The following is a 13828-nucleotide window of genomic DNA, read 5'->3' as shown; positions in this document are numbered from 1 at the left end:
ATATCTGCGTTTCCTTTGCGCTCCTTATACCCCTTGCCTTGACGGGTACAGATGTAAATTTATCCCCCTTCTCGGGCCACATGGTGACCGTATTTCCTTGTCCCCCATAAGTATAAAGAAAAGAGATAGGCACTTGAATATGGCAAAACTCTAGTTTCTATGGTAAACGCATGATGTCCGTCAATAGAATGCGCGTGATGAAAAGAAGGCTCCCGGATCGCTCCGAGAACCCCCTTTGCTATGAGTTAATTTTTCAAGATCAGATCGCCGAATTGCGCAGGGTCCTTGCCATTCGCAATACCGCCCATGTAAGAGAGCCAGCCTTTGCGGCCGGAGCCGTCGCTGTCGTTAATGACGAACGAGATTCCGAGATCCTTCGTACTCGTATAAGCCGAAGGCAGGATATCAGCCCACGCGAAAGCAAGTGTATACGTTGTCGTCTTGTTGACTTCATCTCGCTTCACATTGCTTAGGCTCCTCGTAAGCAGCTGGCCGTATGATAATCCAAGTCCTGAATAGTCCGTCCGGTCAACCGCAATGCCGTATGCTCCCGTTGACGAGTTCAGCGCTGAGGTGAAGCTGAGGTGCGGACCGCCAGAGACGACGCCGGAAGCACGGGCAGGATCGATGGAGATTTGCAAGCTGTCTCCTCCCCATGCGTCGACGATGTTTGATGCTGTCATGGAATGCACATCATCCTTCACTTGAACGGCCACGTAGAGATAGTTGTCGTCCCACTTCACCTTCGCGGTCGCGCTCTGGTCATTGACGCCGCCCCAAGTACCGGAAGCTTGCGACGATTGATTCAGAACGATATCTGTTGCTCCCGTCCATTCGGACGAATGGATCGTGCCGTCGATCGTGATCGCGGAAGACGCTTTTGGTGCCGTTAGACCGCTAATCGGACGCGTCACATCGAACGAGAATCCGCCCGGGAGAGCCACATGGAACGTGTACGAAGCTGTCGTGTAAGCGTCAAGCGATGGTATAGTGAATACTGCTGTCGCCGAATTGTTGCCGCTAACCGAAGAGATGGTTTGCGTTTGCGTCCAATTGTTCGGACCCGTTGCCGTAACGACAATGTTCGAGAGCGATCCGGAGGTCAGATTGTTGTACTTGAAGTTCAAATTGTAACCGCCAGAAGTATTAATTGTAGGGAAAATGGCCGTGCTATAAAGCCCCTTCGTCGTGAATGCGACGCTCCTGGTCGGATAAGACGTCCCTCCGGATACAGGCGTAATGCCGATCGTGCCTTGGAATTGAGAGAAGCTCGAAGGTACGTTCAGCACGATTGTGTCTTTGGTGCGGCCGGATGCGAAGGTACCGCCAGACGCTACCGTCCATCCTGTCGGCAAGCTGAGGTTATATGTGCCGGCTAGCGATTGCACGGAAGAGTCGCGCAGGATGTCTATGGATACCGTGCTGCCCACTTGCGCTTCCGTCTTGTCGAACATTGGCGTGAAGCCAGCGTTCTGGACTTGGAATACGCGCACCCAGTCGACATACATCTCAGCGGTGTTGCCGTAACGGTCAAAGCCTCCGCGGTACGAATCCGCATCGCTTTGTCTAAAAGCGTTGTTGATCATGAAGTAGTTGCCGACCGTCCAGCTGCGATCCAGCGTCGGATGCGAAGAATTCGGAATGTACTGGTCATCGAAATAGTAATAAGTCGTGTCTTGGGTAATGAGCATGCCGTACGTGTGCCAGCCTTCGGAGAGATTGACGCTGTTCCCGAAGCTGTTCGTGCTTGCCGTGCCGCCGGTGTGAATGCCGCCATAGCCATCGCCCCACGTATGGTGATTGTACGTAGTGGTCGTCGGATTGCCGCCCATGTACGCTTCGAGCACGTCAAGCTCGTCGTTGCCCGGACGTCCATTCGGATCATTCGGCGTCAAGGTCCAGAATGCCGGCCATAAGCCTGGGTTATTCGGCAGGAACAAGCGCGTCTCGAAATATTGCGCAGAGCCCGGCTGAGTTACGAAACCTGAACCGTCGGTGCCCATTGAAGCAAGGAATCCCGTCGTCATTTTCTGTCCCCAGTTCGGTTCAATCTGCGTGCCCCAGTTCTTCGTCTCGATCTTCAAGTAATCCGAGTTAACGATGGAGAACGGACTATAATTGCTGACTGCCGTGCCGTACGAATAGTTCGGCGGCGTGAATTTGGCATCGGCATATTCCGGCCAGCCGTACGGATCCGGCTTCGCAGCGGCATATTTATCCGCGCCTGCGCCAGTGTAGGAAATGGTCGGCAGCGTCGTGAAGTCGTCCAGGAAGACTTGCTGCATGGTCAGTCCATGAGCAGCAATCGCCGCTGGGACCGTGCTGCGCGTATTGCTAGGACCACCGTTCCATGCCGTCGATCCAGCATTGTTCACCACCTGGAGGTAACTGTCATCGGATTCGCCCGCTGAATTCCATGCGCGGATGTGGATCGTGACAGGTCCTTTCGGGAAGTCCGATGCATTAAACGTGAACGTTCCTTTGCCGCTGTCGTTCTGATCAAGCGTAATATTCGAAGACGTAAGCGACTTCATGTAGCCGTAAGTGTTCGTGTGCGAACTGTCCGGTGCATGCAGTGACGTCGCGCTCGCTTGCGTGAAGCCCGGCGCATAGAACGCTACATTCACGGAGCTGCTGCTAATTGTCGAGTAGTAAGTAGGACTCGTCACGTTAATAAGCTTGAATTTGTAAGGACTCGTGCCGCCACCGCCGCTAGGCGTATATTCGAACGCCTTGATCAGCGCATAGGCTGTGCCGGAGATCGATTTGCCGTTTACTTTGACGGTTAGCGTATGGTCACCAGCAGGGATTGAAGTTGCTTCGTAGACTTTTACGGAATCCTGCCAGGCTGAACTGTAGGTATCAATCGTATTCTCGAGAAGGCCGTCGAGATACACTTTGACGATGCCACCCTGCTGCTGCTTCGTCATGTACAAGGCAACGGTTGTGCCCGTGAAGTGGAAATCCACCGCTTCATTCGCGTTGTCCACGTTGTTGTACATCCACGACCAGCCGTCGCTCCACCATCCAGCGCCGGTGAAAGTAAATTCCGGCTCAGCTACGTTAGTCGTCCATTGCCCGGAGTGAGGGTTGCTGCTCACGTCGACTTTGACTTTGGACGGATCTGGGTCTGGATCAGGGTTCGATTGCTCCGTGCCGTAATCGAACGCTTTCACCAAGATATAGGCATTTCCCGTGATCGATTTGCCCGCCACTTCGACTTTGATCGAGTGAGCGCCTTGCGTAAGGCTCGTCAGCTCATAGACGTTCGCCGATTCTACCCATGTCGTATTGACCGTATCGACCGTTGTTTTCAGGACGCCGTCGACATAGATATTCGCTTTGCCGCCTTCTGTGTGCTTGGTCATGTAGAGCTTGATGGAATTGCCTGTGAAGTTGAATTGAACCGCATCGCTGGCGTTCTGCACATTGTCGTACATCCACGACCAGCCATCGCTCCACCAGCCTGTGCCGGTGAATGTGAATGCCGTTTGTGATGTGTTCGCAGTCCACTGGCCGGAATTCGGAACCGCGTTCTTGTCAACGAGAGTATGTCCGGCTGCCGGAGCAGGCGGCGGATCATAATTATCGGTTGGCTGCGAACCGTAGTCGAACGCTCTAATGAGGATGAAAGCGTCGCCTGTGATGGACTTCCCTGCCGTTTCAACCTTGATGGAGTGGGCGCCTTGCGTAAGCCCTGTCAGCTCATAGACGTTCGCCGACTCGAACCAATACGGGTTAGCTGTATCGACCGTTGTCTTCAGCACGCCGTCCACGTAGATATTCGCTTTGCCGCCTTGCGTATGCTTCGTCATGTAGAGCTTGATGGAGTTACCTGTGAAATTGAATTGAACCGCATCGTTCGCATTCGCAACATTGTCATACATCCAGGACCAGCTGTCGCTCCACCAGCTCGTGCCGGTGAATGTGAATGCTGTTTGCGCCATGTTGGCCGTCCATTGGCCGGTGTTCGGAATCGCTGTCTTATCTACGAGGGTATGATTCGCTGCCGGTGCCGGGGGAGGATCGAAATTATCTGGCGGCTGTGTGCCGTAATCGAAAGCTTTGATGAGGACATAGGCATCGGTGGAAATGGACTTGCCCGCCACTTCGACCTTGATGGAGTGGGCGCCTTGCGTAAGCCCTGTCTTCTCGAACATCATCGCCGATTCGACCCAGCCCGCTGACGCGGTATCGACCGTCGTTTGGAGCACGTCGTCGACATAGATGTTCGCTTTGCCTCCCAAGTTATGCTTCGTTAAGTAAAGTTTGACCGAGTTGCCTGTGAAGTTGAACTTGACCGCATCACCGGTGTTCGCAACATTGTCGTACATCCAAGACCAGGCGTCACTCCACCAGCCGGTGCCAGTGAAAGTGAATGCGGATTGCGTCGTGTTGCCGGTCCATTGGCCGGTGTTCGGAACAGCCGCAGAGTCGATCAGCGTATGATTCGCAGCTGGCGCAGGAGGAGGCGTCAAGTTAGCAGATGGCGGTGTGCTATATACGAATGACTTAATCAATACATAGGCATCCGTCGTAATTGATTTGCCCGCTACTTCGACTTTGAGCGTGTGAGCGCCCATCGATAAGCCGGATTGCTCGAACACGCGGGACGATTCGACCCACGTCGAATTAACCGTATCAACCGTGGTCTTAAGCACGCCGTCCACGTAGATATTAACTTTACCGCCATGGTCATGCTTCGTCATGTTCAGCGCGACATAGTCGCCAGTAAATTGAAAAGTGACCGCTTCGTTCGCATTCGTAACGTTGTTGTACATCCACGACCAAGCGTCGCTCCACCACATCGAGCCTGTGAATGTAAAAGCAGTCTGCGTCGTGTTTCCGGTCCATTGACCGGTGTACGGAACCGTTGACGCATCAACCGTTGTCAGAATTTCCCCAGGCAGCGGATCCGCATTCGTAATGCGGGCGGTACCGGGAATTAGCCCGGAGAACGTGAGCACCGCGGCAAGCAGCAGCGCCGTCCATTTGAACATCTTCTTCTTCATGAAATCCTCCCTCGCGCTCATCAGAATAGAGAATCATGTGAAGTGCTCTGCAAAGGCACGCTTCTAGCGCTCCTTCGCATCTTCCGCCGGGTGAGTGGTTGGAAGCGGGTCTTCGTGCCTATGCTCCTGCTCCTGCATATGCTCGAGCTGCATCCTTGCTGGGGGCGGCGGTCAAAAACTGTCATCTCCCTCCTTGCATCGCTCTCGACTTTTGTCCAATCCAAATTGTATCATTTGACAAATCGGAGCGAACAGTGGTCAAAACTCCGATTTATACGGGATTTCTTCTTGGTTGAAATCGACAAAACCTGCTTCTAGCCGCCTCGTGTCTGTTTCCATTTTCCGCGATATTCGTTCGGCGTTCTTCCTGTGTATTTCTTGAAGATTTCCGCAAAATATGCGGCATCGGAATAGCCGACCAGTTCGACGATCTCATAGATTTTGTAGCTGTTGTCCATCATTAGTTCCTTCGCTTTATTCATGCGGATGGTCGTTAAGCAGCGCAAGAACCGGTCGCCTGCATTCTTGAACAGGTTCGAGAGATGGCTGGTCGATACGAAGACATGATCAGCCACTTCCTTCAGCGTCACGCTGCGTCCGTAATTCTCCTTCATATAGCGCATTGCTTCTACCAGAATAATGCTGTCCCGAGCCGTATGAGATTCCAGCTCTGTTGGTTGAACATCAGGTTCGCTGCTGACTGCCTCTCGGGCATATTCAATCTGTATCGCGCCGCGTCGCACGGCCCCACCCTCACTACATTCTTCGAGCGCTGACTTAGCAGCACCCATCGATAGGAAGGTCATGTTCAATTCGGGGACCGCTTCACCGATACCGAGAGAGAAGGTTGACCTGAACAGGCCGACGTAGGTATGGAGTTGGTCGATGACTTCCTCAAAGCGAGCCTCATCGTAGTCTTTGGCTAGCATATAAACTTCCAGATTATCGCGATTGACCAAATGGTAGCCTAACGATTGCGCATCCCAGATGTCGTTAAGAATATTATCCAGCGAAAAAGAGAACAAGCTCCGCTCCTTCTCCGTCAGCCGCTGCCCATGAATGCCCACTCGATCCATGCGCAGTAACGCCGCTGTATACAGTCTTGCATCCAGGGACATCTCCCCCTCTGCGCTCCCTTGCTCCAGCTCTTCGGCGGACAATGGCTTCGTGAATAGTCTGGCGAGAAACTCCTCACGCAGCACTTTCGTCAGCTGCTGCGCCTTGCGAGCCAGCACGTCAACCCGATGCTTATGCTGCTGCCGCTCGTCCAATAGATGCTTCGATTGGCCTGCAACCTTAGCAAGCTCCGCGAATGAGACTGGTTTCAGCAAATAATCGACAGCTCCGTATTGGGTCGCTTTCTTCGCATAGCTGAAATCACTGTACCCGGACAAAACGATGAGCTTAATGAAAGGATACAGGCGATTGATCGATTCCATCAGCGCGACGCCGTCCATGAACGGCATTCGGATATCGGTCATGACGATATCAACCGGATGATTCGCAATGAAGGCCAGTGCTTCCAAACCGTGTCCGCAGCTGCCAGCTACCTGTATCCCATGCCTTTCCCAGTCCCACGAGGACAACACTTCGCGGATTCCTTTCTCATCTTCTACAATCAATAATTGGTACATGACCCATCGTCCTCCCAAGTTGTCCATCATTGACAGCAGCACCTGGTGCGTATGTAAGCGTATTCAAGAGAATCAATTCACGTAATCAACTGCAAACTCCTGCGTATTTAGTTAAAGGTTTGCTAAAGTGTTTGTCGATAACTTGATAACGCGAAAAAGGCAGCCATTATGGTGGCTGCCTTCTCTATTGATTATTGAGCTAATGTGTCCCGTTAGCTAAATCTCTAAATCCCTCGACAAGTTGAATTCTTCAAATCTGATTTTCTCTCCCGATACAACACCATTCCGATTATCAATAACGATACGGCCGCAAGTACACTGGGTATGAAAAATACCTTTGGTGTGATTCCTCGAATAAACAGCGGCAGGAAGTATCCGATTAAAGCAGCAGTCTGCGATATGAACACGTATAAACTAGCCCCAAAGCCTGTCCGGCTTAAGAACATCCGCTGTACATATCCCATAGCGACTCCATATAGAACCGACACAAAAAACGAATACAACGGCTGTATGGCAAAGAATAAAACAAGCGAGGAACTGCTTATATAAGTCAAATAAGTAGCGAGAGCAAAACAACCGCCTACTAAAATGATCCTTTTACTCCCGTATCGCGCTGCCCAGTATCCCCCCATTGTCATAAACAGCAGCTCAAATACCGCCTGTGCGCTCCATATGTAGGACATGGTCTCCGGCTTCCCAAACAACTGCAAAACGACAAGTTGCAAATATAATCCCCGTATCGCATCGGCACAAGAAAGCATTAGGATCGCAACGAGCATGATCAGAGAGAACGGCTCGCCTTTTCCTTCTTGCTTCACTTCCCTTGCTCCTGTCGTTTCGTTATACAACAATAGCAGGACTACCAGACATGCATATCCCGCCATATTGCCCAGTAACACACCTCGAAACGATGCAATCAGGAAGATGTTCGCTCCAAGTAAAAGTCCGGCAAAAAATCCAACGCTAAATGATGCCCGAAGCCATAGCTGAGCCATCTCGACAATATCACCAGCACGACGGGAGAAATGATTTCTTGCCATGGCAAACAGTTGCCCCATAATCAAACCCGACGGTGCGACTGCAATTGTCATACCGATGAGCGCAGTCCGAAATCCAGCTGCATTCATGTAGATGAATAAGCCTATCATACAAAGGAAGCCCGCCAATACCGGGAGCATCTTCTTGCTTTTCAGACGATCGCTGACCCAGCCGACTGTGATCGTGATTACCATGTTGCAGAACAGGGCTACCGCGAAGACGATGGTGATCTGCACTTTTGTAAGCCCGAGGCTCTCGTTCAGATAGACCGCATTCATCGGTGCTAAGATGCCGGTTCCTATGCCATAGAGAAACAGCATGGTGAGGAGTGTTTTTGCACCGGGAACCGAAACAAACTTGCGAATGTCACGAGTAATTTGCATGTATACCCTCGCTATCTCTGTTTTACTAGACTATTAATACATGGATATTTTTATTGCTACTTCAGCCATTTCCTTTAGTTTATCAGTAGATAAGACTTTAATTTCAAAATCTCTAGCTCTCTCTTCAAAGTAAGACCAATCATCATTTTCCTTAATTAACTGAATTTCTTTTATTAATTTTGAAAACGTGTCTGCACCTTCAATATCTATATACAATCTTGCTAACTTCTCGAATCCAGTTTTATCTGGCGTTTGACGTGTGCTAGAAAAACTAGCAATGTAGTGCTCGAAGTAATTCTCTGAATACTTATTATCTTCCATTACAATCTCACCTCAGTTCAAAATATTGTACTTATTATAACATTTTTCTATTACGTTACTCTGCCGCGTTAGCGGAATAAAGGCAGCGGTTCTAGTGGCCACTGCCTTTGTGATGGAGCTATCATCTGCCCGTTAGCGTAACAAACAATTACTTTTCTTACCATCCGTTCACATTATGAAATTCTGCCCCGCTACTTCAATGAAAAACGACAGCTGAACATCATGCCAGCTGCCGTCGTGTTGTATTGAGCGATAGTCTCCCGATAGTTTAACTAAAATAAATCAGACATTGTCTTGGTGTGTGCAGTTGCCTGTGCTGGTTTGGACTGGTCTATTTTCCCATTGGCAATATTAATAGTTACTTGATCACCTACAGTGGTACTGTCGTATTCTTTTTTGTCCACAGAGAGCCAGATTGCATCGTGTCCGGCTTCTTTCAATATTTCTTCTATGTTCATAACTCCATAGATGCGCTTGGATGGCGTGAAGGGTTTTTCGTTAATCGGTTTTCTAAAAACAGCAGGTTTTTCTCGTACCACCAAAACTCTCCGATTCTCTTTAGCAACAACAAATCCTGTTTTATAATCCCAAGGTTCTTTCGCTTTACAGCCTACAATTAGAGTTAACACAAATGCTAATACAACAATAACAAACTTCTTTTTCATACTATACATTTTCCTTTGTATTTGAAATCCCAGTCAGCTATCGTGCCCGTTAGTTCAGTAATGCGATATTAACGTAGTCTATTAAGAAGTGCTCCAAAAATAATACAGTAAGAACACAAAAACGAGATGTACTAATGGAACTACAGGTACCCACATCTTGCCATAATTTCGCTTATGTTTTTTAAAGTAATAAATAACGCTTAAAAAGTACGTTAATGGATATGAGCTAGTCACAACAAGAAAAGATATAACAATACTACTTAAGAGTATATTCTCCTTCCACGACCCTTCTCCAGCCAAAGTCATAATGTCTGCGATGAGTACAAGTGGATATATCAATAACGGAATACCTTCCATGACTAACAACGAAATACAAAGGATTATCTTAACCTTCTTCATAAATACACCTCAATATCTTCCGACGCCCTCCACATGATGTCCTATGCATACATTATCTAATACAATAGATACTCTGATAAGTACCATCTTACTCTAGTACCAGTTTTCCTCTTCAAGACTGCCCCGTTAGTTGAATAAAGGCAACCGATCTTTTAGGTTCGGTTGCCTCATGTTAGTTCAGTTCATTGATAATTCTCAATAATACTGATTTATATGGTGCTCTATTCAAATAGCTCATCATGAAACAAGAGAAGGTAATGCTTTCTATCTTTCCATTGTTCAGGTTTGTAGTTATCGTGTATACTATTGATTTTCTCTTCTGCTTCAATCCAATTAGAGTTGATGACCTTATGAGCGCTGTAGAACTTTATACCTTTATTGTATAGCGGATGACCATACATAACCTCATCATTCGCGCCACCAAATTTATATATAATAGCAGCCATTAAATTTCACAACAGCTATTGGCAGATGCTCAATGCTATTCGGATTTATTACTTTAACCGTTGAATCGTCCCCATCCACGTGATCTTCTTCTATATAATAAACTAAATAAGTTTCATTTCCTGAAGAAATAACATGTGGTATAGGCGCTCCTGCATCCCATATTGGCTCCCAATCTATGGGGATTGCGAGCTCATCTGATTTAGTTGATTTCCTAAATAGCATAAATATCCTCCATTTATCTTACTCCTATCATCTTGCTATTGATCGCCCCAGAAAATCAAGGAACGACGGGCTAGATATGCGTATTTAGGGTTCTATCGAATGCATTAAACATCAGCCTAATTAACTTCGACTGGACCTTTAAATCTTCACCAATTAGAGCTTTTAAGACGCAAAACCTACAAAATGTTACCTTCCCAATCAACAAATACAAGTTGATCATCTTTGGGAATCAGGCACCATTCAATTATTGTCTTAACAAGACTTGGTGTAACTATTCGATCATCTCAGGTTGGAGTTTGTACTCTTACCCAACCTTTACGAAGGTGATTTTCTAATCCTACAAACTCCATTCCCTTTAATACAATCTGCAGTATCTTATCATGATCTGTTTGGGCTACATGATATGAAACAATAACCTTTTTATCTTCTGAAACTATATTGAGATTAATTCGTCCGTAACCTTCTACATTGTAGTAAATCGCTTTCCGTATCTATTCGTGGCAGCATCAGAGTATCCTGTCCCGTTAGCGGACAGGCCGCCTCGAGACGACATCATTAAGCTATCTTACTCATCTTTTGTTAGTAGTTATCAACTACTCCATCCGTCATTATTAAATCCAGATCCGGGGGAGTATAGCCTATCATACGTCCCATCGTGGCGATTTGCCCTTTATGATGAAACTCGTGCGTTACAGTATGTGTAAAAAGCCACAGCGGTGTCGCCGCATACTTATGTCCTTTGAACTGACCTTCAACCGGAGTATCGATGTTTAGAGCATAGCGTTCAAGAAATTCAATAACTATAATATCTACCTCCGCGAATAAACGACGCATAGCAGCCACATCTACGATCAGCTCTTCTCGCCAACCGCAAGGTCTCCCCATACCGAACTCACCGAGCCAATAAGCATAGCATTCTGCGACATGAAAATGTGTTCCCCGAATCACCCCTCGACCGAAATGCTTCACTTCTGTTATATATTCAACATTTGTTATTTGCTCACAATAGTTGAAAAGTATTTCTCGTGTACGTCTTATATAGTCGTATTGCTTCAACAATAGCTCCATCTTGTATTTCCTTTCTATGATCAATTCCATTCTTAACCAAAAATATTTCAAAAAATAATAATTATATGAATTTCCTCATGTGCCCGTTACCGGCCCATAATCTAAAGGTGTTTCCACTGACTAGCTCTTCCCAAGGCGCATCATCGACTAAGAATCGTACATCTGCATAGGTATCCCAAGTGCCATCAATCAGACTAGTAATTCTAACTGGTACTGTCCAAGCTCTACCGTTTAACTGGTTACCTTCAAAGCTTCCGAAGAGCCTCTTCCCTGGCGAGTTGATCTCTTTGCATTGCTGCTTCAACGGCTTCTTTCGAATAATCCCTTTTAGGCAGTTTAGAGTTAATTATGAAAAGCTGAATAATAATAACCAATAATAAGAATAAAATGACAGTTGTAATATAAGTCCCTCCTTTATCATGACAATCTCGCGGCGTGGACACCCTTAAGCAGTCAGGAAATCTAAACATCGGTACGATTCTATATTGGTACAAAATCTTTGATCAGGAATGCTAGGGTAATAAAAAAATCAGTTAAACGATAGACTGCCGTTCATTGCGGCAGCCTCTACTTGTTCATTATTCAGTTATCGTTCCACGTTAGGGAGCGAACACAGGTTAAGAAGTGAGTAATATCGTATATCCTAATTCACCATAATAGTTAACTCTTCTTTGAAACTTTAATAGTTCACTTGCGTCACGTTCTAAAGAGTACATATCCAAAATCAATGTTTTTTCAGTACTATTCGGATTGTTTTCATCAAAGTGTTTTATTATTTCATCCAGCACTTTATCACCATCAACTTCTATAAGCGTGCTGTAGAAACCGTTATGCAGCTTCCATTTTTGATTCATAACGCAACCGCCTATTTCAAAAATTCTGGGTAAGATTTCTTTGTCACTTAATTGAGCTATCGTGCCCGTTCGTAATGAAAAACGGAACGAGCCTAGAGCCAATCTCCCGATACGTGAATACGGTGTTACCCGCTGCCCCTTCTTCGACCAATCTCATAAATGTCCAAATAAATTAGATGGAAATTGTTCCTTCTAACCAGCCTTTAAGGAATTTATCTAATGATGAGCTTAATATTTCTATTCCTTCATCTTCATGATTCCAAACATAGATTTCTTCGTTATTGATATTCCCATCCTTAATTGAGAATGCAAAGAGATCTCCATTACCGGCGTCCGCAAAAAGTAGAAAATCATTAAATGAATCGAGTTCTTCTGAATATTCTTCTCGAATTTCTATGTTCTCTTGCAAAATTCGTTCAACTGGCCAAACTACAACACTATATTCATCTTCAACGCCATCACTCTCTAATAAAATCTATCCACATGCTTTTTCCTCCTAAATCTCTAATAGAGTCCTCAGTTTTTACAACTGCGTCGCCTCTATAGTGCCCGTTAATGCAACAATACATCACTATAAATAGAATCTATTCTTTATGATTTCAGCAACCTCGCAAGCAGTTAAATTCGTGTTGTTAATTTTGATGTAATTTTCTCTTTTAATTTCTCCCTCGAAGGAGTTTAATCGATGTTGCTCCATTGTCTTTACTAGATCCTGTTCAGAACGAGTAACATCCCTTTTGGTTGGTTTATGTTCAAGTCTGTGAGATGTTTTATTACGCTCGATTCTTTTCTCAAGATCGGCTTCTAGCTCGACAAAAAAAACTTCGCCACCTTTATCTTCGAATGTTTTACAAACTTTATCAACATAGTCCCAATCACCTTGCAAATCGAATCCCCATACATAAGTAAAAATCATTCCATACATATCACTTTCTGCTGCGGTTTCGAATATGTCCTGACGAAATTTATTTACTAATCTCCACATTTCACGATTAAAACCAAATAGGGGGGCTAGCATTTCAATTGTTACGTGATTGTGAAACAACTTTAGCTCAGTTACCTTTTCCAGTTCATGTCCTACTGTCATTTTACCTACCGCCTGCGGACCAAATATCATAACAAATTTCATTAAACCATCCCCTTGGAAGATATTTCAATAATACTATCACAGATTGAAGCAGAGTCAGAAGGGTTAATTTGTAAAAAACTGCCCGTAAGTAGAATAAGCTGCCGATATAAACCGGCAGCCTGTTCGTAGGAAATATGATACTGTTCCGAAAGCTGATAAACTGTAGCACCTTGAGTTTCCGAACTTATCCGTATATATATTTTATCTTATCAATTTCCTTAAATTGAACTTTAAATTGACTCTTTAAATATCGTCCCAAACTTATTCCTTTATGTTTTAAGAAAGCTTCAACTTTGATTTTTGAGTTATTTTTTAAATGTAATATATAGTAGTCCTCTGTATTGGACTTTCCAAATCTAATATGAATATAACCGGCCTTCTTGACTGTCACAGCTTCAATGAACCTAATTTCTTTAATTTCGATTTCTTCATTTTTGATAAAGAAAGTTCTTTTTATTAACTTAGATTCAAGAATTTCAAAAGAAGTCGAAAGTGTAAGTATTGCTGAACATAGAAGTAAAATTGTGAAAATTATTGCGAGAGACAGATTCGAATAAACAATACTAATTATGATGGCAGCAACATTAATAATTGACCAAATCATAATAGTTTGTGTTCCGCGAAATGTCATTAATCTTCTCCTTTATTGTTTTATC

At 45.5% G+C, this 13828-nt stretch carries 12 protein-coding genes; all 12 read right to left on the bottom strand.

Annotation, left to right across the window (positions count from 1 at the left end; translation table 11 throughout):
- Positions 1–245: 245 nt before the first annotated feature.
- The gene (locus AC0YNX_RS05670; protein ID WP_475814654.1) at positions 246–5012 is read right to left on the bottom strand and encodes a sugar-binding protein; all 4767 of its coding nucleotides are present in this window, start codon (positions 5010–5012) and stop codon (positions 246–248) included.
- A 314-nt stretch (positions 5013–5326) separates the two neighbouring features.
- A complete protein-coding gene (locus AC0YNX_RS05665) occupies positions 5327–6646 on the bottom strand; it encodes a response regulator transcription factor (protein WP_475814653.1) in 1320 nt (439 codons plus the stop codon).
- A 224-nt stretch (positions 6647–6870) separates the two neighbouring features.
- On the bottom strand, positions 6871–8067 hold the full coding sequence (locus AC0YNX_RS05660) for an MFS transporter (RefSeq protein ID WP_475814652.1): 1197 nt from the start codon (positions 8065–8067) through the stop codon (positions 6871–6873).
- Between the two features lie 33 nt (positions 8068–8100).
- Complete coding sequence (locus tag AC0YNX_RS05655) at positions 8101–8388, bottom strand: hypothetical protein (protein ID WP_475814651.1); 288 nt, start codon at positions 8386–8388, stop codon at positions 8101–8103.
- Between the two features lie 272 nt (positions 8389–8660).
- Positions 8661–9053 carry a DUF3221 domain-containing protein gene (locus tag AC0YNX_RS05650; protein ID WP_475814650.1) on the bottom strand — a complete coding sequence of 131 codons (393 nt, stop codon included), beginning with the start codon at positions 9051–9053 and terminating at the stop codon, positions 8661–8663.
- 620 nt (positions 9054–9673) lie between these two features.
- Positions 9674–9898 carry a hypothetical protein gene (locus AC0YNX_RS05645; RefSeq protein ID WP_475814649.1) on the bottom strand — a complete coding sequence of 75 codons (225 nt, stop codon included), beginning with the start codon at positions 9896–9898 and terminating at the stop codon, positions 9674–9676.
- The gene (locus tag AC0YNX_RS05640) at positions 9879–10121 is read right to left on the bottom strand and encodes a hypothetical protein (RefSeq protein ID WP_475814648.1); all 243 of its coding nucleotides are present in this window, start codon (positions 10119–10121) and stop codon (positions 9879–9881) included. Before AC0YNX_RS05640 ends, AC0YNX_RS05645 begins: the two co-directional genes overlap by 20 nt.
- 579 nt (positions 10122–10700) lie before the next feature.
- Positions 10701–11189, bottom strand: a complete 489-nt coding sequence (locus AC0YNX_RS05635; RefSeq protein ID WP_475814647.1) for a DinB family protein — start codon at positions 11187–11189, stop codon at positions 10701–10703.
- A gap of 617 nt (positions 11190–11806) precedes the next feature.
- Positions 11807–12043, bottom strand: a complete 237-nt coding sequence (locus AC0YNX_RS05630) for a hypothetical protein (protein ID WP_475814646.1) — start codon at positions 12041–12043, stop codon at positions 11807–11809.
- Between the two features lie 172 nt (positions 12044–12215).
- Entirely contained in the window at positions 12216–12518 is a 303-nt protein-coding gene (locus AC0YNX_RS05625) for an SMI1/KNR4 family protein (protein ID WP_475815189.1), read from the bottom strand.
- A 96-nt stretch (positions 12519–12614) separates the two neighbouring features.
- Entirely contained in the window at positions 12615–13172 is a 558-nt protein-coding gene (locus AC0YNX_RS05620) for a DEAD/DEAH box helicase family protein (RefSeq protein ID WP_475814645.1), read from the bottom strand.
- 184 nt (positions 13173–13356) lie between these two features.
- Positions 13357–13803, bottom strand: coding sequence for a hypothetical protein (locus AC0YNX_RS05615; RefSeq protein ID WP_475814644.1), 447 nt, complete (start codon positions 13801–13803; stop codon positions 13357–13359).
- Positions 13804–13828: the final 25 nt, after the last annotated feature.

The sequence above is a fragment of the Paenibacillus sp. J31R98 genome, assembly GCF_056269245.1.
The sequence above is the reverse complement of the archived record's forward strand: the minus strand, read 5'-3'. Positions and strand labels throughout refer to the sequence as shown.